24 protein-coding genes are annotated in these 22,098 nt (G+C 75.4%); 10 read left to right on the forward strand and 14 right to left on the reverse strand.

The window, feature by feature from the left end:
- Nucleotides 1-887, forward strand: an 887-nt coding sequence (locus AC5L34_RS28750) for a glycosyltransferase family 4 protein (RefSeq protein ID WP_441178161.1), incomplete at its 5' end; no start/stop codon positions are given.
- Between the two features lie 114 nt (nt 888-1,001).
- Here the strand turns inward: AC5L34_RS28750 and AC5L34_RS28755 are convergent.
- From AC5L34_RS28755 to AC5L34_RS28770, 4 genes are all read right to left on the reverse strand, one after another.
- Nucleotides 1,002-2,285 (reverse strand): citrate synthase, encoded by a 1,284-nt coding sequence (locus AC5L34_RS28755; RefSeq protein ID WP_494827798.1) that lies wholly within the window; start codon nt 2,283-2,285, stop codon nt 1,002-1,004.
- A 386-nt stretch (nt 2,286-2,671) separates the two neighbouring features.
- Entirely contained in the window at nt 2,672-4,795 is a 2,124-nt protein-coding gene (locus AC5L34_RS28760; RefSeq protein ID WP_441178159.1) for a sulfatase-like hydrolase/transferase, read from the reverse strand.
- A complete protein-coding gene (locus tag AC5L34_RS28765; RefSeq protein ID WP_494827799.1) occupies nt 4,788-6,212 on the reverse strand; it encodes a class I SAM-dependent methyltransferase in 1,425 nt (474 codons plus the stop codon). Before AC5L34_RS28765 ends, AC5L34_RS28760 begins: the two co-directional genes overlap by 8 nt.
- 9 nt (nt 6,213-6,221) lie before the next feature.
- Nucleotides 6,222-6,371, reverse strand: coding sequence for a hypothetical protein (locus AC5L34_RS28770; protein ID WP_165947858.1), 150 nt, complete (start codon nt 6,369-6,371; stop codon nt 6,222-6,224).
- A 188-nt stretch (nt 6,372-6,559) separates the two neighbouring features.
- Between AC5L34_RS28770 and AC5L34_RS28775 the strand changes: the two genes are divergently transcribed.
- On the forward strand, nt 6,560-6,955 hold the full coding sequence (locus AC5L34_RS28775) for a VOC family protein (RefSeq protein ID WP_494827801.1): 396 nt from the start codon (nt 6,560-6,562) through the stop codon (nt 6,953-6,955).
- Nucleotides 6,956-6,987: 32 nt separating this feature from the next.
- Here the strand turns inward: AC5L34_RS28775 and AC5L34_RS28780 are convergent, their stop codons facing one another.
- The gene (locus tag AC5L34_RS28780) at nt 6,988-7,674 is read right to left on the reverse strand and encodes a helix-turn-helix domain-containing protein (RefSeq protein ID WP_494827802.1); all 687 of its coding nucleotides are present in this window, start codon (nt 7,672-7,674) and stop codon (nt 6,988-6,990) included.
- Nucleotides 7,675-7,711: 37 nt separating this feature from the next.
- On the opposite strand from AC5L34_RS28780, the gene AC5L34_RS28785 reads away from it, so the two are divergent.
- Complete coding sequence (locus tag AC5L34_RS28785; protein WP_494827803.1) at nt 7,712-8,563, forward strand: arginase family protein; 852 nt, start codon at nt 7,712-7,714, stop codon at nt 8,561-8,563.
- 117 nt (nt 8,564-8,680) lie between these two features.
- On the opposite strand, the gene AC5L34_RS28790 is transcribed toward AC5L34_RS28785, so the two are convergent.
- From AC5L34_RS28790 to AC5L34_RS28800, 3 genes are all read right to left on the reverse strand, one after another.
- Nucleotides 8,681-10,126 carry a sensor histidine kinase gene (locus tag AC5L34_RS28790; protein WP_494827816.1) on the reverse strand — a complete coding sequence of 482 codons (1,446 nt, stop codon included), beginning with the start codon at nt 10,124-10,126 and terminating at the stop codon, nt 8,681-8,683.
- A gap of 16 nt (nt 10,127-10,142) precedes the next feature.
- The gene (locus AC5L34_RS28795) at nt 10,143-10,889 is read right to left on the reverse strand and encodes a response regulator transcription factor (protein WP_441178154.1); all 747 of its coding nucleotides are present in this window, start codon (nt 10,887-10,889) and stop codon (nt 10,143-10,145) included.
- A gap of 112 nt (nt 10,890-11,001) precedes the next feature.
- The gene (locus AC5L34_RS28800; protein WP_441178153.1) at nt 11,002-11,235 is read right to left on the reverse strand and encodes a DUF8847 domain-containing protein; all 234 of its coding nucleotides are present in this window, start codon (nt 11,233-11,235) and stop codon (nt 11,002-11,004) included.
- 171 nt (nt 11,236-11,406) lie between these two features.
- Here AC5L34_RS28800 and AC5L34_RS28805 point away from each other — a divergent pair, with 171 nt between their 5' ends.
- From AC5L34_RS28805 to AC5L34_RS28815, 3 genes are all read left to right on the forward strand, one after another.
- Entirely contained in the window at nt 11,407-12,354 is a 948-nt protein-coding gene (locus AC5L34_RS28805; RefSeq protein ID WP_441178152.1) for a serine/threonine-protein kinase, read from the forward strand.
- An 86-nt stretch (nt 12,355-12,440) separates the two neighbouring features.
- On the forward strand, nt 12,441-12,869 hold the full coding sequence (locus AC5L34_RS28810) for an OsmC family protein (protein WP_089000686.1): 429 nt from the start codon (nt 12,441-12,443) through the stop codon (nt 12,867-12,869).
- A 426-nt stretch (nt 12,870-13,295) separates the two neighbouring features.
- Nucleotides 13,296-14,138, forward strand: coding sequence for a hypothetical protein (locus tag AC5L34_RS28815; RefSeq protein WP_441178151.1), 843 nt, complete (start codon nt 13,296-13,298; stop codon nt 14,136-14,138).
- A gap of 42 nt (nt 14,139-14,180) precedes the next feature.
- Here the strand turns inward: AC5L34_RS28815 and AC5L34_RS28820 are convergent, their stop codons facing one another.
- The 5 genes from AC5L34_RS28820 to AC5L34_RS28840 form a co-directional block, all read right to left on the reverse strand.
- Entirely contained in the window at nt 14,181-14,714 is a 534-nt protein-coding gene (locus AC5L34_RS28820; protein ID WP_494827805.1) for an ATPase, read from the reverse strand.
- Between the two features lie 182 nt (nt 14,715-14,896).
- On the reverse strand, nt 14,897-15,343 hold the full coding sequence (locus tag AC5L34_RS28825; RefSeq protein ID WP_357661952.1) for a response regulator: 447 nt from the start codon (nt 15,341-15,343) through the stop codon (nt 14,897-14,899).
- Nucleotides 15,344-15,411: 68 nt separating this feature from the next.
- Nucleotides 15,412-15,759, reverse strand: coding sequence for an STAS domain-containing protein (locus AC5L34_RS28830; protein ID WP_441178149.1), 348 nt, complete (start codon nt 15,757-15,759; stop codon nt 15,412-15,414).
- An 86-nt stretch (nt 15,760-15,845) separates the two neighbouring features.
- A complete protein-coding gene (locus AC5L34_RS28835; RefSeq protein ID WP_494827806.1) occupies nt 15,846-16,898 on the reverse strand; it encodes a cobalamin B12-binding domain-containing protein in 1,053 nt (350 codons plus the stop codon).
- Nucleotides 16,895-18,655, reverse strand: a complete 1,761-nt coding sequence (locus AC5L34_RS28840) for a PP2C family protein-serine/threonine phosphatase (protein WP_494827807.1) — start codon at nt 18,653-18,655, stop codon at nt 16,895-16,897. The genes AC5L34_RS28835 and AC5L34_RS28840 overlap by 4 nt, the downstream gene beginning before the upstream one ends.
- Nucleotides 18,656-18,903: 248 nt before the next feature.
- On the opposite strand from AC5L34_RS28840, the gene AC5L34_RS28845 reads away from it, so the two are divergent.
- Nucleotides 18,904-19,251, forward strand: coding sequence for an STAS domain-containing protein (locus AC5L34_RS28845; RefSeq protein WP_441178163.1), 348 nt, complete (start codon nt 18,904-18,906; stop codon nt 19,249-19,251).
- 57 nt (nt 19,252-19,308) lie between these two features.
- Nucleotides 19,309-19,653: an STAS domain-containing protein gene (locus tag AC5L34_RS28850; protein ID WP_441178146.1), complete on the forward strand. Its 345-nt coding sequence runs from the start codon at nt 19,309-19,311 to the stop codon at nt 19,651-19,653.
- A 67-nt stretch (nt 19,654-19,720) separates the two neighbouring features.
- On the opposite strand, the gene AC5L34_RS28855 is transcribed toward AC5L34_RS28850, so the two are convergent.
- Nucleotides 19,721-20,035: a hypothetical protein gene (locus AC5L34_RS28855; RefSeq protein ID WP_089000693.1), complete on the reverse strand. Its 315-nt coding sequence runs from the start codon at nt 20,033-20,035 to the stop codon at nt 19,721-19,723.
- A 203-nt stretch (nt 20,036-20,238) separates the two neighbouring features.
- Here AC5L34_RS28855 and AC5L34_RS28860 point away from each other — a divergent pair, with 203 nt between their 5' ends.
- Nucleotides 20,239-21,219 (forward strand): DUF2267 domain-containing protein, encoded by a 981-nt coding sequence (locus AC5L34_RS28860; RefSeq protein WP_441178145.1) that lies wholly within the window; start codon nt 20,239-20,241, stop codon nt 21,217-21,219.
- Nucleotides 21,220-21,281: 62 nt separating this feature from the next.
- Nucleotides 21,282-22,076 (forward strand): spermidine synthase, encoded by a 795-nt coding sequence (locus tag AC5L34_RS28865; protein ID WP_494827808.1) that lies wholly within the window; start codon nt 21,282-21,284, stop codon nt 22,074-22,076.
- Nucleotides 22,077-22,098: the final 22 nt, after the last annotated feature.

Here is a 22,098-nt window from a genome sequence, read left to right on the forward strand (position 1 = left end):
CCACCGAGGCCGGCCGGCACCAGGGCTGGCTGCCGGAGGAGATGAACCGCACCATCCACGGCGTCGAGCACTGGCTGGCCGGCGAGTCCGGCCGGGTCATCGTCTGCTCCGGCTACATGCGCGACGAGGTCACCGGGCTGTTCGACGTACCGGCCGGCCGGGTCGACGTGGTGCCCAACGGCGTCGAGCCGCACCGCTGGCGCGTCCCCGCCGCCGCCGTGGCGAGCGCCCGCGCCCGCTTCGCCGGGGACGGACCGCTGGTCACCTTCGCCGGCCGGCTGGTCTACGAGAAGGGCGTGCAGCACCTGATCGCCGGACTGCCCCGGCTGCGCGAGCGGCACCCCGGGCTGCGCGCGGTCATCGTCGGCGACGGGCCGTACCGCGCGGAACTGGAGGCCGAGGTGCACCGCCTGGGCCTCGGTGGCACGGTCAGCCTCCCCGGCTTCCTCGGCGGCACCGACCTGCCCGCCGTGATGGCCGCGTCGGACTGCTTCGCCGTGCCGAGCATCTACGAGCCGTTCGGCATGGTGGCCCTCGAGGGCGCCGCCGCCGGCGCGCCCCTGGCCGTCGCCGCGACCGGTGGGCTCGCCGAGATCGTCGAGCCCGGGGTGACCGGAATGACCTTCAAGCCGCACGACCCGGACGGGCTGACCGACGCCGTCGACGCGCTGCTGTCGGACCGGGACCGGGCCCGCCAGCTCGCCCGCCGGGCCCGCGTCATGGTGCACGAGCGCTACGGCTGGTCGGCCATCGCGCAGCGCACGGCCGCGGCCTACGCGGCGGCGATCGCCACCTCCGGGTCGTTCGCCGCCGAGCGGGTCACCCGGGGCCGCGCCGTGCCGTCGGTCGCCGAGGGCAACCTGCTGGCCGCCGCCGGCCTGCGCTGACGGCCGACGCGGGCCCCTGTCGATCCGGGGGTCCGCGCCGCCGGGCCCGACGACACGACGAAGGCCGCCGACCCCGTGCGGGTCGGCGGCCTTCGTCGTCGGTACGGCCGGGGCTCAGCGCTCCGAGAACGGGGCGTACGCCCGCTCGGGGGCGCCGGTGTAGATCTGCCGCGGGCGACCGATCTTGGTCTCCGGGTCGTTGATCATCTCGCGCCACTGCGCGATCCAGCCGGGGAGCCGGCCCAGCGCGAAGAGCACCGTGAACATCTTGGTCGGGAAGCCCATGGCCTTGTAGATCAGGCCGGTGTAGAAGTCCACGTTCGGGTAGAGCTTGCGGGAGACGAAGAACTCGTCGGCGAGGGCGATCTCCTCCAGCTGCATGGCGATGTCCAGCAGCGGGTCCGGCTTCGCCATCCGGCCGAGCACGTCCTGGGCCGCCTTCTTCACGATGGCCGCGCGCGGGTCGTAGTTCTTGTAGACCCGGTGGCCGAAGCCCATCAGCTTCACGCCGTCCTGCTTGTCCTTCACCTTGCGGACGAAGGACGCGACGTCGCCGCCGTCGGCCTGGATCTTCTCCAGCATCTCCAGCACGGCCTGGTTGGCGCCGCCGTGCAGCGGGCCGAAGAGCGCGTTCACGCCGGCCGAGACCGAGGCGAAGAGGTTGGCGTTGCTGGAGCCGACCAGCCGCACGGTCGAGGTGGAGCAGTTCTGCTCGTGGTCGGCGTGCAGGATGAACAGCATGTCCAGCACCTTGGCCATCACCGGGTCGACCTCGTACGGCTCCGCCGGCACGCCGAAGGTCATCCGCAGGAAGTTCTCCACGTAGCCCAGCGAGTTGTCCGGGTACAGCAGCGGCTGCCCGATCGACTTCTTGTAGGCGTACGAGGCGATGGTGGGCACCTTCGCCATCAGCCGCACGGTGGACATCTCGACGTGCGAGGCGTCGAAGGGGTCCAGGCTGTCCTGGTAGAAGGTGGAGATGGCGCTGACGGCCGAGGAGAGCACGGCCATCGGGTGCGCGTCGCGGGGGAAGCCGTCGAAGAAGCGGCGCATCTCCTCGTGCAGCAGCGAGTGCCGGCGGATGCGCTCGGTGAAGTCGGTCAGCTGCTGCTGGGTCGGCAGGTCACCGTAGATCAGCAGGTAGGAGACCTCCAGGAAGGAGGACTTCTCCGCGAGCTGCTCGATCGGGTAACCCCGGTACCGCAGGATCCCCGCGTCACCGTCGATGTAGGTGATGGCGGACGAGCAGGCCGCGGTGTTGACGAAACCGGGGTCGTACGTCGTCATCCCGGTTTCCTTCAGCAGCTTGCCCACCCCGATGCCGGCGGGGCCCTCGACCGCGGATTGCACCGGCATCGAAAGCTGCCCACCGGGGTGATCGAGCTTGACTTCCGTCATGTTTCCCTCGCTTCGCCGGCAGATCTGCGTTGAATTGCCTTCGCTTTTACCGTAATCACGGTCGAGGTGATACCGCCCGTCGTGGTTCGACGGTGAGGCATGCGTCACCCGTTTCCCGACGAGCGAGCCGAGAAACCCACTCAATCTGGACGCACAACCGCCAACCAGCCCCACCCCACAGCACCCCGCCGCCCCGCGCCACTCACGTTGATCATGAGGTTAGCGCCTACGGAAAGCGCATTCCAGCGCAGTGACCTCATGATCAACCTTGGGGAGGGCGCGGGAGGACTGCGCGGCCGAGCCGGAGCGCGGCAGGGTCGGGCCGGGACGCGGGGCGCCGGAGCGCGGGCTGGGCGGGGCAGGTGGGGCTGGGCGGGTGGGTGGGGTCAGGTCAGGGTCAGGCGGAGGAGGGTGTTGTCGCCGGTTACGCGGTAGACGGCGAGGCGGTTGGCGCCGGCGTGGAAGAGGCGGTCGTCGGCGAGCAGGGCGGCGAACCGGCGTCCGCCGGCGTCGCGGGGGACCACGGGGACGACCGCGCCGATCCGGCCGTTGACGGCGATCGCCAGGGGCGTGCCGTCGGGTACCTCGTCCGGCACGTCGCCCCAGACGGCGGCCGGCAGCCGCCCCGTGTCCGGGTCCACCGCGTCGTACGCGGCCAGGTCGGCGACCTCAGCGGTGCCGCCCGCCGGGCGGTCGCCGACGGCGGTGCCCACCAGCGGGTGGGGCGCGGGCGGCGGGAGTGGGGCCGGTACGCCGCCGGCCACGGGGGTCGGCTGGCCGGGGCGGTCGTAGAAGACCTTGCCCGCCTCCGCACGCGGGGCCTGCCGGGCGGAGCGGCCGTCGACCGGCCACGGGAGCCGGATGGCCGCCTCGTCGGCGATGGTGGGCAGCAGGTCGACGTGCTGCCAGTTCCGGTCGTCGACGCGCCCGGCGCGCTGGCCGGGGGCCTTGACGAAGGTCGGCACCCAGGCGACCTCGGCGGGGGCGGTCCGGATGGCGTCCATGCCCCGGCCCTGGGCGCCCGGGGTGAAGCTGACGCCGTGATCCGCGGTAACCACCAGCAGGGCCTGGTCGTAGAGGCCGGTGGAGCGCAGGGTGCGCAGGGTCTGGCCGATCAGCCGGTCGGTGTAGCCGAGCTGCGCCAGGTGCCGCCCGCGGGCCAGCTCCACCCATCCGGCGCCGTCGTTCGGCAGGTCCTCCGGGGCGTCGTAGCGCGCCCCCGACGGCAGGTACGCCCACGGCGAGTGCGGCATCAGCAGGTGCAGGAAGTGCAGGGTGGGCCGGGCCGCCGGCCGCAGCCCGGTGAGGAAGCTGGTGAAGCGGGCCGGCTGGTTGTCGTCCAGGCTGTCCCAGCGGAACTTCGGGTCCGCCGGCACCGGCTCGGCGGCGTCGATGCCCGCCTCCACGGCGGTGGGTTCGCGGTACGAGTCCTCCGGGTCCACGCGACTGTCGACCGGCGCGGTGATCTGGCGCAGCAGCCCGCCGGCCTGCCGGACGAGCACGCCCATCCCCTGTTCCGGGTCGACCGGCTGCTCGCAGCGGCTGGGCGGGCAGAGCCGGGTGATGCTCTCCTCGGCGCGCACGTCGTACAGGCCGCCAAAGGCGGTGAATAGGTTGTCGGGGTACTGCGAGTAGTGCGGCGCCGCCGCCCGCTGCGGGTAGCGGCCGGTGAGCATCGCCGGTAGCGCGTAGGGCGTCCAGCCGCTGACGCCGGTGGCGTTGCGGTACCAGGTGGAGCCGCCGGCCAGCTCGGCGAAGTGCGGGAACCGGGCGGCGTCGATCCGCCCGTCGGGGCCGAGCAGGGACACCAGGGGCAGCTCGTCGAGGACCAGCACGACCACCGGCGGGTGGTTGCCGGGCCCGGCAACCCCGGCGGCGCCGCCCTCGCCCCGGGGCAGCACCACCGTGGAGGTGGGCGAGGCGAACACGAACAGCCCCAGGAACACCAGCGGCCCGGCCGCGGCCAGCCGCAGCGCCCGGCCGGGCGCGCGCCACCGCCGGTGCGCGGCGGCCCCGGCGGCCCCCGCCACCGCGGCGAGCAGCAGCAGCGGTACGCCCCGCAGCGGCGTGCCGTGCCGACCGACCTGCACCGCCAGCGCGGCGAGCAGCAGGCCGACCACCAGGGTGTGGGTCGCCGAGCGGGCGGCGCGGCCGGCCAGCCGGGACAGCGCGCCGAGCACCGCCACGGCGGCGGTGGGCACCAGCGCGACCAGTGCCACCAGCAGCAGGATCTCCCGGCGCTCGGCGCGGTGGAACAGGAAGAAGTCGGGGCTGCGCCCGAGGACGTCCAGCAGCGGCTGGGTGACCACGAGCCCGACCAGCCCGGCCACCTCGGCCAGCCGGCCCAGCTCCGTACGCCAGCCACCCGGCGCACGCCTGCCCGGCCCGGGCAGGGACGGCTCGGACAGCGACGGTTCACCGGCCGGGTCGGGCCGGACGGTGGGGGCGGCTCGGCCGGCGGGGTCGGACGCCGGTGACGCGGCGGACGCTTCGGGGGTCGGCTCAGCCACCCACGACCGCCGCGTAGAGCGTCCGGGTGCCCGAGGGCAGGTCGAGTCGCCGCGTGATCCGGCAGCGCGCGGCGAGCAGCCGCTCGAACTCGGCCGGCCGGTAGTCGGGGAAGAGCCCCTCGGGCTTGTTGGCCAGCAGCCGCCGGGTCATCGGGTCCCCGGGGTGGACGAACTCCACCACCAGGCGGGCGCCGGGGGCGGCGAGCCCGACCAGCCAGTCCAGCACCTCGGGCAGCGGTACGTTGCGCCCGATCGCCAGGTGGTGCACGACGGCCAGGGCGAGGACGACGTCGGCGTCGGCCCGGTCGGCGAACGAGGCCCGTTCGACGCCGCGCCAGCCGCCGCCGGGCGACGGGTCGGCGAGGTCCATCACCAGGGGCAGGATCCGCCGCTCCCCTGCCGCGCGCAGGTCCCGGTAGAGCCCGTCCACGACGCCCGGGTCCTGCTCGACGGCGACGACGTAGTCGGCGTGCCGGGCGGCGAGGCGGGCGTACCGGCCGTCGTTGGCGCCCAGGTCCAGCGCCAGTCGGGGCCGTGGACCGTCGGCCAGCGCATCGGTGACGAAGCGTTCCTTCGCGGCCCGGTCGTCGGCCGTGTACGCGCAGGTGCGCTGGTAGTCCACCCAGTGGCTGGCCGCCGGGCGGGGCTCCAGCCGCCGGACGAGCTTCTCGATCCCCCGTACGGTGGCCAGCGCCAGCTCACGGGAGTAGCCGGCCGCCCGGAGCTGGGAGCGGACGTCGGTGGTGCTGGCCCGGGCGTTGCGCCGCTGCATCGCGTCGTGCAGGTGCACGTGGGTGGGCACGCCGGGCAGCAGCCGCCGGGCGCCGCCGAACAGCCGGCGCATCTGGTCGGGCTCGATGCCGTCGACCCGGGCGCGCAGCCACGGCTGGAAGTCCAGCCCGAGGTGGGCGCCGAGCATCAGCGGGTAGAGCAGCGTCTGGCAGAACTGCCGGTACCCGGCCCAGGGCTCGCCCTCGCACGCCGGGGTGAACGAGCCGACGTCGATGAACACCGGTTCGACGCCGCGCCACTGGAGGTTGTAGGCCGAGCCGTCCTTGGTGGTGAACCCGGCCGGCAGGGCCTCGCGCAGGATCTCCAGGTGCAGCAGCGCGGCGTCGCGCAGCATGGCGAAGGACCACTCGTACGGGTGGGAGACGAACGGGATGCGCTCGTGGCGCAGGACGGCGGCCCACCGGTCGACCGACGGCACGGCCGGCGACTCGACCGCCTCGGTGCCGCACACCTTGCCGGCGGCGAGCAGCGGCGGGAAGAACGCGCTGGCGCTCAGCGCGCGCCACTCGCCGGCGGCCTGCTCGTCGAGCCCGCGCAGCACGTCGCCGTCGAGGTGGAAGACCCGGTTGGCGGGGTCGCGGAAGGAACCTGGCTCGGCGCGCAGGCCGGTGCGGGAGTTCGCCATCGGCCGGGGTCAGCGCTGGTCGGTGGGCTGACGGCGGAACCGGTCGACCAGTCGCCGCCAGTAGAGCTTGGCCGCCACCGCGGCGCCGGCCACCCCGCCGACCACCGCCTGCACGATCAGGCTGCCGGACCCCGCGTCCAGGTAGGCCAGGTGTTCCACCGACCGCTCCTTCCCTCGCGTATCGAGATCGGCGTACGCGGACAGGACCCCTTGGGGGATTTGCCCGGAAAGCCGGAGTTGTCTGACACGCTACGCCGATCGTCCGGCTCGTGCGGCCACACCCGGCACTCCGCCCGGCGTCCGTTTCGTTCAAGACCACCGCCGCCGGCGGCCCTACCGTGGGGGCCATGACACCGACGCTCGACCTCATCGGCCTGGTCAGCACCGACCTGCCCCGTTCCCTCGCCTTCTACCGGCGGCTGGGCCTCGACATCCCGGCCGACGCCGAGGCCGACCCGCACGTGGAGATCACCCTTCCCGGCGGCCTGCGGCTGGCCTGGGACACCGTCGAGACCATCCGCGCGTTCGACCCGGACTTCAGGCCTGGGAGCGGCGGCGGGGCCAGCCTCGCCTTCCGGTGCGCCGATCCGGCGGAGGTCGACCGGCTCTACGCGGACCTGGTCGCCGAGGGGCACAAGGGCCACCTGCCCCCGTGGGACGCCTACTGGGGTCAGCGGTACGCGGTGGTGCTCGACCCCGACGGCAACGGCGTGGACCTGTTCGCCCCGCTCCCTGGTGCCTGAGCCGGGCAGGGACCCCGCCCCACGCGGCCGGCTCAGCGGGACAGCAGGGCGGTCGGCGGCACCCCGGCCAGGTCCCGCACGTCCCGGGTGAGATGGGCCTGGTCGGCATAGCCACAGCGGGCCGCCACCTCGGCCAGCGGCGTGCCGGCGCGGGCCAGCGCCAGCGCCCGCCGCATCCGCAGGATCCGGGCCAGCGTCTTCGGGCCGTACCCGAACAGGTCCCGGCACCGGCGGTGCAGGGCGCGCGGGTCGAGGCCCGCCCCGGCGGCGGTCGCGGTCACGGTGGCGCCGGCGGCCAGGGCGGCGGCGACCCGGGTCCCGAGCGGATCGGGCCCGCCGGCCGCGCCCAGCCGCCGTACGGCGATCTCCGTCAGCGCGGCGGCCGGGGCTGCCTCCACCCGCCGGGCCAGCCGGGCGGCCTCCCGCTCGCCCCACAGGTCGGCGAGGGCGACCCTGCGGTCGCGCAGCTCGACGGCCGGTACGCCGAGCACGGCGGGCCCGATGCCCGGCGGGAACCGCAGCCCCACCCAGCGCTCCGCCGGCCCGCCGCCGCTGAGGTGCGCCCTGCGGTCCGGCCCGGCCACCAGCAGCCCGACGCGGCTCGACCAGAGCAGGTCGACGCAGCCGTCGGGGAGCACCCGGGTCGGGGCGGCGCCCGCCGTCGTGGCGCTGGTCCAGAGCACCGCGCCGGCGAACCCGGCCGGACGTTCCCGGTACATGCCGCCCAGCCTGCCACGGCCGGGCTAGCCTCCGGGTGTGCGATGGTCGGTGCTGGACGCTCCCCTCGACTCCTCCGGACGCGGCCGGGGCGAGCACCGGGCGCCCGCCGCGCTGCGGTCCGCCGGGCTGCTGGGCCGGCTGGGTGTGGCCGACGCCGGCGCGGTCGACGCCCTGATCACCGACCCGGTACGGGATCCGGAGACCGGGGTGATCGGCGTCGACCAGCTGCGCCGCGCCGCCCGGGCGATCGCCGTACGGGTGACGACGCTGATCGGCGCCGGGCGGCACCCGTTGGTGCTCGGCGGCGACTGCGCGATCCTGCCGGGCATCCTCCAGGGGCTTCCCTCCGGCTTCGACCTGTGGTTCCTCGACGCGCACCTCGACTTCGAGGACGGCCGCACCTCGCCCACCGGCGAGGCGGCCGACATGGACCTGTCGATCGTCACCGACCACGGCCCGGCGGGGGTCCTCGACCGGGAGGGACCGCTGGTCGACCCCGACCAGGTGCACGTGCTCGGCCACCGGCCGCTCGACCGGGCCGTGGACGGCAGGGAGGCCTCCCGGCTCGACCCGGCCGTGCACCTCGTGCCGGCCACCCGGCTGCGGGGCGCCGGCGCGGCGGAGCAGGGCCGGGACCTCGCCGTCGGTACGACGCCGACCTGGCTGCACCTCGACCTCGACGTGCTCGACCCGCTCGTGCTCCCGGCGGTCAGCTACCCGGAGCCCGACGGCCTGGACTGGGCCGACCTGATCGCGCTGGCCCGACCCATGGTGCGCTCGGGTCGGCTGATCGGGATGAGCGTCACCGACTTCAACGCCGACGAGGACCCCGACGGGCGGCACGCGGAACGCGTCGGGCAGGCCCTCGCCGAGCTGCTGGCCGACTGAACGCGCCCGTCGTTCGCCGCGGGGACGGCCGGCTGTGGCGTCGCGGACGCGACCGACAGGGAACTCCGCAGCGCGGGCGGGCAGCGCGGCGACGGTCCCGGGGACGGGTGGGCGCGCTCAGGCGTCGGTGGTGGCGCCCGGCAGCCGGACGGTGAACACCGTACGCCCCGGCCGGCTGTCCAGCCCGACCGAGCCGTGGTGGGCCTCCACCACGGCGGCCACGATCGCCAGACCCAGGCCCGTACTGCCGTGCGCCCGGGACCGGGAGCTGTCGCCCCGGGAGAAGCGCTCGAACACCTCGGCCCGCAGCGCCGGCGGCACCCCGGGCCCGTCGTCCGCGACGTCGAGCACGGCGGCGTCGCCGGCCACCCGCAGGGTGGTGGTGACCGTCGTGCCGGGCGGGGTGTGCACGCGGGCGTTCGCCAGCAGGTTCGCCAGCACCTGGTGCAGCCGGGCCGGGTCGCCGGGCACCCGGACGACCACGTCCGGCAGGTCGAGGCGCCAGTGGTGCTCCGGCCCCGCCACGTGCGCGTCGCCGACCGCGTCCACCGCCAGGGCGGACAGGTCCACCGGCTCGACCGCGAGGGGGCGGCCCGAGTCGAGCCGGGCCAGCAGCAGCAGGTCGTCCACGAGGCTGGTCATCCGGGCGCTCTCGGACTCGACCCGGCGCAGCGCGTGGGCCACGTCGGGCGGCACCTCGTCCCGGCCCCGCCGGGCGACCTCGGCGTACCCCCGGATGGCCGCCAGCGGGGTGCGCAGCTCGTGGCTGGCGTCGGCGACGAACTGGCGTACCCGGGTCTCGCTGGCCTGGCGGGCGGCGAGCGCGGCGCCGACGTGCCCCAGCATCCGGTTGAGCGCCGCGCCCACCTGCCCGACCTCGGTGCGTGGATCGGTGTCGGCTGCCGGGACCCGCACCGACAGCGCCACCTCACCGCGGTCCAGGGGCAGCTCGCTGACCCGGCCGGCGGTGGCGGCGACCCGGCGCAGCGGGCGCAGGGTCGCCCGCACGATCAGGGCGCCGGCCCCACCGGCGACCAGCAGCCCCGCGGTGGCCACGCCGACCTGCGCGGCGACCAGCCACCACACGGTCTCCGACACGCCCGACAGCGGCAGGCCCAGCACCCGCACGGTCCCGCCCGGAAACTGGCGTGCCACCACCCGGTAGTCGCCGCGCCCGCCCAGCTCACGGGTGCGGGGCCGGCCGTCCGTGGGCAGGTCCGCGAGGTCGGCCAGGTCCTCGGCGGGGGCGGCCTGCTCCTCCCGGCCGGCCAGGATCCAGGCCCGTACGACCCGGCCGTCGACCACCTCGGCGGCGACGGTCCCCGGCGGCAGGCCCCGGGGGATCCGCGCGTCCGGCCCATTGGTGCCGCCGCGCGGCCACTCGGCGGGCACCGGCCCGCCCCACCCGGGGGCGGCGCGCATCGGCACCAACTGCTCGTCGACCCGGTCGATCAGGAAATGTCGCAACGCGACCGTGGTGATCCCGCCGATGGCGACGCTGACCAGGGCCAGCAGGGCGACCAGGATGAGCACCAGACGGGTCCGCAGCGACAGCCCGGCCAGCCGGCCGGCGGAGCGCTCACTCCGCCGGTCGAAGGACATACCCCGCGCCGCGCAGCGTGTGGATCATCGGCTTGCGACCCGCGTCGATCTTCTTCCGCAGGTACGAGATGTACAGCTCCACCACGTTGGCCTGACCGCCGAAGTCGTAGTGCCAGACCCGGTCGAGGATCTGCGCCTTGCTGAGCACCCGGCGCGGGTTGCGCATCAGGTAACGCAGCAGCTCGAACTCGGTGGCGGTGAGCGTGATGGGGCAGCCGTCGCGGGACACCTCGTGGCTGTCCTCGTCGAGGCTGAGGTCGCCGACGGTGAGCACCGCGTCCGGGCGGGTCGCGACGGCGAACCCCGAGCGGCGCAGCAGCGCGCGCAGGCGGGCGACGACCTCCTCCAGGCTGAACGGCTTGGTGACGTAGTCGTCGCCGCCGACGGTCAGCCCGGCGATCCGTTCCTCCACCGCGTCCCGGGCGGTCAGGAAGAGCACCGGCACCGTGGGGGCCTGCTCGCGCAGCCGGCGCAGCACCTGGAAGCCGTCCAGGTCGGGCAGCATCACGTCGAGCACCACGGCGTCCGGCTGGAACTGCCGCGCCGCGTTCAGCGCCGACGTGCCGTCGCCCGCCGTACGCACCTGCCAACCCTCGTAGCGCAGCGCCATCGACAGCAGGTCGGCCAGGGTCGGCTCGTCGTCGACCACCAGCACCCGCACCGGTTCCCCGTCGGGGCGGCGCAGCTCCACGCGGCCCGCTGCGGCCCGCCCGTCCGTCACCATGGCCCCCATCGTGCGCCGGCCCGCTGGGCCCGACTTGTGCGCCACCTGTGTCCCACCTGTGCGTCGCCCCGGCCCGCTCACCGTCGGGCGACCAGGTGCCCGACGCGCGTACTCACTCGGTCATGCCGACCGGGTAGGTGTGCACGAAGCGCATCGTCCAGGTGCCGTCGCCGGCGGGATGCTCGCGCCGGTAGAGGTGGTCCGGCCCGCCACCCGGGGCCGGTCCCGGGCCGTCGGGGTGGCGCAGGATCCAGTGCGCCGGCGGCGCGCCGTCGGGCTCGGCGGGCACCGGCCGCACCAGGTCGTGGGCCGGGCCGCCGACGAAGCGTACGGTCACCTCGCTCATCCGCGCGCCCGCCTTCCCGCGTACCGCCCGACATCCGGCCCTGGCTCGCAAGCTACCGCAGCGGGAGGCGGCCCCGCCCCGAACCGACGGCGGTTTGCCCTGATCGGAGCCCGGGTACCGCAGCGTTGGCGCCCTGTCGCGGGACGGGCCACGAGCGACAGGGAGCAGTCGATGAGAACGCTGGACGGGCGATACCGGCTCGAACAGCGCATCGGCATCGGCGGCATGTCGGAGGTCTGGCGGGCCCACGACGCGGTACTGGACCGGCCGGTCGCGGTGAAGGTCATGTCCCCCGGGCAGGAGGGCCAGGACACCTCTGTGGAGCGCATCCGCGCGGAGGCCCGCTCCGCCGCCCGGCTGGTGCACCCGAACGTGGCGTCCGTGCACGACTTCGGCACCTGCGGGACCGGCCCCGAGGGCCAGGTGCCCTACATCGTCATGGAACTGGCCGAGGGCGAGACGCTGGCGGCGCACCTGCGGGCCGGGCCGCTGGACTGGCGCATCGCCGTACGGGTCTGTGCCGAGGTGAGCGCCGCGCTGGCCGCCGCCCACGCGCACGGCATCGTGCACCGCGACGTCAAGCCGGCCAACGTGATCCTGACCCCGGCCGGCGTGAAGGTGCTCGACTTCGGCATCGCCACCCCCTCCGGCACCCCCGACCGGTCCCCGGAGGGGATGGTGGTCGGCACGCCGGCCTACCTCGCCCCGGAGCAGCTGGAACGGGCGCCCGCCACCCCCGCCGCCGACATGTACGCCCTCGGCGTCCTGCTCTACTACTGCCTGACCGGTCGGCTGCCGTACCAGGCGGGCACCACGACCCAGCTGCTCGGCGCCCGGCGGCGGCAACCGCCGCAGCCGCTGCCGGAGATCGAGGGGCTGCCGCCGGAGGTGGCCGACCTGTGCGCGTCCTGCCTGGCCGACGACCCGGTCGAGCGACCGTCGAGCCTGATGGCGGCGCTGCTGCTCGCCGAGGCGGTGGACGCCCGGGTGTACGTGCCGCTGCTCCAGTCGGCCGTGCCGCGCCAGCGTGTCGGGACGATGTCGCCGTGGACGGAGCGGGCGGCGGCCGAGGTGACCGAGGCGGCCCCGCTGCCCGACTGGTCCACCCGGGCCGGCTGAGCTGTCCCCGGCCTTCCCGCCGGCCGCCTGCGGTTTCACGGCCCGGGGGCCGGGTAGCCGGGCGGCTGAGCGACGGGAGGAACGCGATGCCGGAATCGAGCTCCTGGCTGAACGAGACGGCCACCGCGACCGCCGAGGGCGGCCACGTACGCACCGACGACGGGAGCCTCTCCACGGCCCTGGCGTCCCCGCTGGCGCCGCACTGCTCGGGGCTGACCCCGGAGCAGTTGCTCGCCGCCGCCTTCGCGTCCTGCCTGCACCACGCGGCGGTGGAGGCGGCAGGCGAGATCACCGACGAGGCGCACACCGTGCAGGTACGCGCGGAGGCGAAGCTCGGACGCGACGACGACGGCCGGTACCGGGCCGACGTGCACGCCTCCATCTCCTCGGCGGGACTGAGCCGGCAGCAGCTCGCCGAGCTGGTCGAGCACGCCGACCGCCTGTGGCCCTTCTCCAGCGGCGACGGCAGCCGGCACCGGCTCACGGTGACCCCGGCGGAGAACGGCCGGCACTGACCGGCGCGCGCGGCGGGACGACGCCGGAGGAGTCACGGCACCGGCCCGGACGGCAGCCGGCTCCGCCGCGCGGGATCGTGCGGGGGCGCGCGGGATCGTGCGGGGGCGCGCGGGATCGTGCGGGGGCGCGCGGGATCGTGCGGGGGCGCGCGGGGTCGCCCCGGGGACGACCGGTGGTCGTCCGGGCGGGGTGAGGCGACCTCCACCGTTCGGTGGAGGTCCGGCCGAGCCAGGGCATCCCCGTCCATGATCGACTTTTGATCCGATTACCTCCCCCGTATCGGATATACACGGAAGATCAGACAAGGGCAGATGGCCGCGTTGCTGCTTCGCCGGGCGTTATCGGCCCGCAGATCGGCGCAAATTGTGGCGCATGCCACCAAGCAGGCCGATGGCAAGACGCGCTCGCCTTTCTAGCCTCGGCGGGTGCACCCCGACGACCCCACCGACAAGAAGCCGACCCAGGATCGACCGTCGGCCCGTACGGATGATCCCGCCTCGACCGAACGGACGATCGGCCGTCATCGCGCCGCGCAGCGGCGGCGGCGCGGCGGTCGCGCCCTGCTCGCCTCGACCCCCGTGCGGGTCGCCCTCGCCACCGGTGTGACCTGCTGCCTCGGCGTGGCCGCGTTCGCCGGCGCGCGCGAGGACGCCGACGCCACCCGGGAGCCCGTGGCCGAGGCCCTGGCCGAGCGGGCCGTCGACGACGGGCGCGCCTCGCGGTCCCTGGACCGGGCCGTCTCCCCCTCCCCCACGCTCAGCCCCAGCCCGACCCCGAAGCCGACCCCCTCGGCCACCCGCAAGGTCCCGCGCAAGCCGGCCCCGCCGCCCCGGCCGCGCCCGGTCGCCGGGCTCACCCAGGCGCAGATGGACAACGCCAAGACCATCGTCGACGTGGGCGTCGAGCTGAAGATGCCCCGCCGCGCGCTGGTCGTCGCCGTGGCGACCGCGATGCAGGAGAGCCGGCTCTACAACCTCGCCAGCGACGTGCTCCCGGAGTCCAGCCGGTACCCGCACCAGGGCAGCGGCGCCGACCACGACTCGGTGGGCCTGTTCCAGCAGCGCCCGAGCAGCGGCTGGGGCACGGTACGCGAGCTGATGCGCCCGACGTACGCCGCGCAGGCCTTCTACGAGGCGCTGCGGGACGTGCCGGGCTGGCAGCAGATGAGCGTGGCCGGTGCCGCCCAGGCCGTGCAGGTCTCGGCCTTCCCCGACGCGTACGCCCAGCACGAGGAGCTGGCCACCACGGTGGTCGCGGCGCTGACCTGACGGTCCGCGAGGACCGTGCGCGGCCCGGACGCACGCGGAGGGTCAGCGGATCCCGGCGCGGCCGCCCGGCGGCTCGCTGGGGGCCTCCGCGCCGTTACGGTCGGCGATCCGGGTCGCCGGCACGCCGGCCGCGGCGGTCGGGGTCTCGGCGGGGACCGGTTCGACGGTCAGCCCGTCGAGGATCCGGTCGACCCGGGCCTCGCGCCGGCGCCGGGCGAGCAGCGCCTCCTCGAACTCCCGGCGGGCCTGTACCGCCTCGGCGTAGACGCGCTCGCGCACCTGGCGGGCCTCCTCCCGGGCCGCGTTCAGCTCGACCCGCGCCCGGGCCAGCAGGTCCACCGCCTCGCGATCGGCGTCGTACGCGCCGCGCGGGGCCCGGTCGGCGGCGCCCAGGTCCAGTCGCTGGAGCAGCCCGCTCAGCGCCGTCGCCTCGTCACGGATCTCGTCCCACTCCCGCCCGGCCCTCGCGGCGCCCTCCGCGCGGGCGGCGAGCCGGGCCAGCCGGATGCCGATCTCGTCGAGGCAGGAGTCGACCTGCCGCTGGTCGTAGCCGTTCTCAACGACGGAGAACCTCATGCTGTCGCCCCCCAGGCAGCTGGTGTTTCCTTCCCCACCCTGGATCCTCGGCGCTGGGGGCGGCGCCGGAGGGGGTTCGGGAAAAATGTTCACCATGCGGACACGCCGGAGCGCCGGGCGAGCCGTGGAAGGGCCGGCGGGCGACCGGGTTCACCCAGGCGACTCGGGAGCGCTCGGGCGCCTCAGGAGCGCTTCGGGAGCACGACCACCCGGCCGAAGAACTCGTCGATCCGCCGCACCACGTCGTTGAAGTCGTCCAGGTCGATCGGCTTGGTCACGTAGGCGTTGGCCTGGAGCGTGTAGCTGCCCACGATGTCCGTGTCGGCGTTGGAGGTGGTCAGCACGACGATCGGGATCGTACGCAGGTCCTCGTCGCCCTTGACCTCGCCGAGCACCTGCCGCCCGTCCATCCGGGGCATGTTCAGGTCGAGCAGGATGACGTCCGGCCGCCGGGCGTCCGTGTGCCGCCCCTCGCGGCGCAGGAACTCCATCGCCTCCTGGCCGTCGCTGACGACGTCGATGACCTTGTCGACGTCGGAGTCCGCGAGCGCCTCCTCGATCATCAGAACGTCACCCGGGTCGTCGTCCACCACCAGGATGCGAACCGGACTCGGGGTGTCTACACCCATCACTACCTGCTTCGTGTCGGTGGAACGGAGAACCGCGGGGCGCTCTGCGCCGGCGGAAATCTAGCCCATCAGCCGGCGGAGCGCGTCGTCGGGTCCGCCCTGCCGGGGTCGTACCGGAGCACCTCCGCCAGCCCGGTCACCTGGAGCACGCGGTCGACCCGGCCGGTGGCGCCCGTCAGCCGCAGCCACCCGCCGTCGGCGGCCACCCGGTTGTCGCCCCGGACGAAGGCGGCGATGCCGGTGGAGTCGCAGAAGGTCAGCTCGGTGAGGTCCACCAGCAGGCGGCGCTCGCCGGCGTCGACCAGCCGGTCGATGGCGGCGTTGAGCTCGGGCGCCGTGCTCAGGTCGAGCTCACCGGCCAGCCGCAGGCGTGTCGTCCCGCCGTCGCGGTCGGCGCACGTGACGGTGAACGTCACCCCTGGTCCCCCTCGCTCCACCGCAAGGCGGATGCTTGCAGTGAGGCAAGTATAAGCAGGGGTGCCGGCGGCGACCGCACCGGCGCTCAGCGCACCCCGGCGCCGCCGAGCCTGGCCAGAGACGACCCGGCCGCCCCGAGGAAGCGCGCGGCCCGGGGGAAGTCACGCAGGACCCGGCCGTAGTGTTCCAGAGTCGACCCCAGCGTGGGAGCCGGCACACCGCGGCTGGTGAGGATCTCCACCAGCCAGTCGACGAACTCCGTGAACAACGTGGCGTCGTCGACGTAGAGCGCGGCGGCCAGGAAGTCGACGATGTAGCCGAGGTCGCTGACCGTCGAGTCCATCTGGCTGGGCGTGTAGTCGCGCGTCCCCGGGTCGCGTTCGCGCAGTTCCGCCAGCGCCCCGTCGATCAGCTCGCCGCGCCGCTTGAGCAGGCTGGTGTACTCGTCGTCGGCCAGGTGACTCAGCTCCGCCGGCGGGACGCGGCGCAGCGTGCGCTCGTCGGCGATCAGGTCGGCCGCGCTCGGGGCACCGGGTGCCCAGGCGACGCCGAGCTTGCGGGCCCAGCGCCCGTCCACGCCGAAGCCCCGGCCCCCCACCACCACGGGGACGTCCACGCGGCGGCACGCCTCGATCATGCGGTGCGCGTGCGGCAGGCGCATCGGCAGCGCGCAGGCGAGCGCGACCGCGTGGGCGTCGTGCCGGTGCAGGTAGGACACCAGGTGCGGGGCGGGAACGCTCGCGCCCAGGAAGGTGACCTGCCAGCCCCGCAACCGCAGCACCTCGGCGACCAGCCGGGGCGGCAGGGCGTGCCACTCGCCGTCCATGCAGGCCACCACGACCCGCCCGCGCGTCGGGCGCGGGTTCACGTACGCCGCGACCGCCGCCACCACCCGCTCGCTGATGTGCGTCGCGGCGTGCTCCTGGGCGACGCTCCACTCGTTGCGCGCCCACCGCTCCCCCACCTCGGCCTGCGCCGGGGCGACCAGGTCGAGCAGGACCCGCTCGGCGGGCACGCCCGCCTCGAGCAGGCCGACGGCCACCTCGATGGCGGCGTACTCGTCGGCCTCCTGGAGGCAGTCCAGGTATGCCGGCCAGGCGCCGGCCGGGAGGATCCCGGCGGTCGGGGCGGCGGTCACGGGTGGGTCCCCCTCAGCTCGGCGGTTCCGGTCGCGTCGGGCACCGCGTGCAGGTGCCGGGGCGTACGCTCACCCGGGCCGGTCGCGCGCAGCGCCAACACGGCGATGTCGTCGTGGTCGCCGTGCGCCAGCCAGTCGCAGGTCACCTGCTCGACGCGTTCGGCCAGGGCGGGGGCGGGCATCCGCTGGCAGCCGCCCACCGCGTGGATCAGCCGTTCCGTGCCGAACTGCTCGTTGCCACGGCGGCCACCGCGGGCCTCGGTCACCCCGTCGCTGTAGAGCAGGCAGGTCTCCCCCGGCTCCAGCCGGACGGTGACCTCGCCGATGCGGGGATCGGGGACCACGCCGACCAGCATGCCCGACAGCGGGACCGGCTCGACCTCGCCGGAGCCGCGCAGCACCAGCGGCGGCAGGTGCCCGCCGCCGGCCATGGTCAGGGTGAGCCCACCCTCGCGGTGCGGGCGGACCACGCCCAGCACCATCGTCGCGAACCGCCCCTGGCCCTGCGCCTGGCTGGTCTCCAGCAGCGCGTCGTTGAGCAGCTTGAGCAGCCGCCCCGGCTGCGACTCGACCCGGTGCAACGCCTGGAGGCACTGCCGGAGCTGGCCGGTGAAGACCGCCGCCTCGACGCCCTTGCCGGAGACGTCGCCGAGGAAGAACACCGAGCCGCCGTCGGCCAGCCGGTGCGAGCCGTAGAAGTCGCCGCCGATGCGCAGGCCCGCCTGGGCCGGCCGGTAGGCGGTGCCCCACTGCACCCCGGTCGCCTCCGCCGGCTCCACCGGCACCAGGCTCGCCTGGAGCGTGTCGGCGACCTCGGCCTGGTCGCGGTAGAGCAGCGCCGTGGTCAGTGCCGCCCCGGCCCGGGCCGCGAAGGCGCGGACCAGGTCCACGTCGGCCTCGTCGTACCAGCGGTCGAGGCGCCGCGCGACCAGCAGCACACCCGCCGGGGCGTCGCGACCGGGCAGCGGCACCACCCGCGCGCAGGACTGCGCCGCGGTCAGCCCCGGCAACCAGCCGGCCTCCACGGCCTGCTCCACCAGCCAGTCGAGGGTGTGCGGTTCCGCGCCGTCCAGGCCCTCGGTGATCGCCGCCGGCAGGTCGACGGCGGGCAGGACACCGCTGTCGACCATCGGGGCGTCGTCGTCGGTGCGGGCGGCCCGCCACCAGCGTGCCCGCCCGGAACGGGGCGCCAGCACCAGCACCGCGACCTCCGCCAGCGTCGGCACGGCCAGCCGGACGACCGCCGCGGCCGCCCGGTCCGGGTGCAGCGGGTTGCCGAGCTTCTCGCCGACGACCGCCAGGAAGGCCGAGCGGGCCCGCTCGGCGAGCAGCGCGTCGGCACGGGTGACGCTCTCGGTGACGTCCTCGACGTACCAGCAGCAGCGGGCGGCCGACAGCGGCACCTGGCGCGCGCGCAGCCGACGACCGTGGTGGGTGAACTCGGCGTCGGCGGCCAGCCCCGCGATGCCGGCCGCCGCGAGCAGCTCACCCGGGGCGACCTCGGGCAGCAGCCGCTCGGCCACCGGGCTGACATGGCGGACCACGCCCTGCGCGTCACAGACGACGAGGCCCTCGCGGAAGTGTTCGACGATCTCGGACCAGTCGGGTGCCGCGTGCTCCCGGTCGGCCGCGAGCGCGGGCAGGGTGGGTGCCGGGCGTGCCGGGGCCTCGGCTCTCCACGCCGTGGCCCGTGCGGCACCCGATGCGGAGATCCGTCCGTCGCCGGGATCTGAGTCCCGGACGTCGGCAGCAGTCACCAGCTGAGCCCCACTCCTTGTCGACACCCGTACCACCGTGAGGCGGCGCATGTGGTCAAATCTCTGCACCCACCCTACGCCCGTGGGCCGCGAGCGCCACCCGACGCCCGTCGCGCGGGCGGCATGCGCGTGCCGGGCGGGACCTGCCGGGGGTTGTTACGATCCCCTCACCCTCTGCCCCTCGCAGCCTGCGGAAAGGCGTGATCGTGCTGTCCCGTCGGAGCCAACCCGAGGCGACTCCGTTGAGCATGACCGTCGACCGGTCGGATCCGGCTGCCACGCTCATCCGGGTCGGGGGCGACCTCGCCTACACCACCGCCGGGCCGCTGCGCGCCGAGGTCGACCGGGTGCTCGCGGACGCTCCGGCGACCCTCGTCCTCGACTTCTCCGACCTGATCTTCATCGACAGCACCGGCCTCGGGGTGATCGTGCACGCGTGGCGCGAGGGGCAGCAGTGCGGCACCGCGCTGCGGCTGCACGCCGTGCCCCGGTTCCTGGAGACGATCCTGGACATGACCGGCGTCACGAGCCTGCTCGACCGGCCGCTCGGCGAGGGCCCGACGGCCCCGACCGAGGGCGCCGCCGGCACCGCCTGACGCGACCCACCGGCCCCCGGCTTTGCGCGCGGGCCCTCGGCTGGGACCATGGGGGACATGCCCGCCCAGCTGTTGACCATCGAGGTGACCCGGCTCGACGCCGGGCGTGCCCGGCTCCGGCTGTCCGGTGAGCTGGACTTCGACACCGCCCCGGAACTCGTCGCCGCCGCCGCGGAACTGCGCCGCGACGGCTACCAGGAGCTTCTGTTCGACCTGAGCGCGGTCAGCCTGTGCGACTCGTCCGGGCTCAGCGCGTTCCTGACCGTTCACCGCGGCGGCACGGGCGCCATCCGGCTCCGCGGGGTCGGCCGCCAGCTCCAGCAGCTGCTCGACCGCACCGGCCTGACCGAGCTGCTCGCCGTGGAAGGCGCCACCGACGGCGACGTCCGCCGGGCGGGCTGAGGCCGGGGCCTCCCGCCGAGGGGTGGCCCCCGACCCTGGGACCAGGGGCCGGGGGCCGGAATGAGGATCAGGGCGTGGTGAGCGGTTGCAGCCGGGGCCCGGTCGTCCGCAGCTGTCGCGTCGACGGCGGCTCGGCGTCCTCCGGTGGGCCGGAATCGGGAGTCTGGAAGAGATAGCGGACGAACACCCCACCCGCCTCGTTGTCGTCCGCTCCGGGCCACTGCCCGATGCAGTCCACCCCGACCACCTCGCGGCCCGAGCCGTCGCCCTCCTCCAGCAGCGCCCACAGGCTCACCGGGTAGCAGCGGGTGTCCTCGGGCGAGAGGCGCCAGCGGGCGTACCAGCCGGGTCGGGCGGGAACGATCTCGACGATCCTCTTCATCACGACCTGTCCTTCCGCGTTCTCGGAAGTTCTCCGGTCCGCTGCGATCGTCGGCTCCCGCCGGGTGAGCACCCCTCACCCCCGCCGGATGAACCTCCGCCGGGGCGCCCCCGGCCCGACGGGCGGCGTCCGTTTCGGTGCCGGCGACGACGGGAAGGCGTCGGGCGGAAGCGAGGGAACACCAGCGGAAGCGAGGTGTCACCATGCGCAAGCAGATGGAGGGCGACAACCAGCGCCGCCGCGCGCTGGCCCGCCAGGCCCGCGAGCGCGGCATGCAGGCCAGCGAAACCGGCGCCAGCCTGAGCGCCTCCAAGCAGTTGACCCACCTGGAGCAGGGCAAGCGTGCCGGCCCGCCGCCGGCCGGCAGCCGCCACAAGCCGGACAGCACGCGGGGTGGGCCGGCCCCGCCACCGGCGGGCGTGCCGGAGTCCCCCCGCCCGCTGCCCGACCGGGGGCCGGGCCCGCCGGACGGGACCGCGCTGGGCTACCACGCGCTGGTCGACGACGTCGTCCGCCGTACCGGGGCCGACTTCCGCACCGCCAAGGTGGGGGTCGAGTCGACCGTGCTGGTCCTCGCGTTCGCCCTCGGCGAGGCGGAGCGCCAGCGGCTGCTGGCGGCCGTGCCGAGCAAGCTGCACGACGTCGTACCGGTGGACGGCATCCGGCGCCGGCAGGACCTGGCCGGCTTCCTGGCCGAGGTGGGCCGCATCAGCGGCCGCACCCCGGAGCAGGCCCGCTACCACGCGGAGGCGACCGTGGCGGCGCTGGCCGACCACGACGGCGACCTGATCGAGTCACTGCACGTGCCGGACGGCCTGCGTGACCTGCTGGAGCCGCCGTCCGTCGGCGGCGGGGTGGTCGGCGCGGTCGGTGCGACGCCACCGCTGAGCGAGGCGGAGCTGCGCGAGGCGCTCGACGGGCTGCCGTACTGGTCCGGCGACGGCGACGCGCTGACCCGGACGATGGAGCTGCCGGCGGACAACCTGGACCGGGTGCTGGACCGGATCGACCGGCTGCGGCAGGAGACCGGTCGCGGCCCGCGGATCGGCCGCCCGGACCCGGGCACCGCCGTGCTGACCGTACGGTCCCGGCAGGCCGACGCCGTGACCGCGATGGACGTCGACCTCGCCCACGCCGTGGACGACGCGATCGACGAGGCGGGCGCCGGCATGGCGTCCGGCTGACCGGGGCGCGGGCCGGCGGACGCCAACCCGCCGGTCCGCCCCGGCTCGGCTAGCCTGCCGGGATGGAGCCCTCCGACGCGCCCCGCCTGGAGCTGGTCGTCGACCCGGCGCGCCCCACCGGGCGTACGCTCCTCGCCGCCGGCGTCGAGCAGTCCTACGTCGACGTGTCCGACCCCCGCCACCTGCACTTCGAGTACGTACGGCGGATGGCCGCCGTGGTCGACCTGGCGGCCCCGCCCGGCCGGGCGCTGGACGTGCTGCACCTCGGTGGCGGCGCGCTGACCCTGCCCCGCTACGTGGCCGCCACCCGGCCCGGCTCGGCGCAGCTGGTCGTGGAGCGCGATCCGGCCGTGGTCGACCTGGTGGCGCGGGAGCTGCCGGCGCTGCCCGCCGGGGTCGACGTACGGGTGGCCGACGCCCGGGACGCACTGGGGCGGGCGCCCTCGGCCGGCTACGACCTGGTGCTGGCCGACATCTACCGGGCGGCGCGGATGCCCGCCCACGTACGCAGCGTCGAGTTCGTCACCGAGGTGGCCCGGACGCTGCGTCCCGACGGCGTGCTGGTGGTCAACGTGACCGACCTGCCGCCGCTGGTCCTCGCCCGGGTCCACGCGGCCACCCTGCGGGCCGTCCTCGCCGACGTCTGCCTGGTCGCCGACCGCCGGATGCTGCGCGGGCGGCGCTACGGCAACGTGGTCCTCGCCGCCGCGGCGCTCCCCGGGCGGCTGCCGGTGGCCCGGCTGTCCGCCCGGGTCGCCCGGGATCCGGTGCCCGGCGGGGTGCTGCACGGGGCGGCCCTGGACGCGTTCGTCGCGGGCGCCCGTCCCGCCACCGACGCCGCCCTCGCCGCGCGCTGAAGCCCCCCGAACCCGCCGCCCT

Source organism: Micromonospora sp. ZG13 (assembly GCF_059359355.1).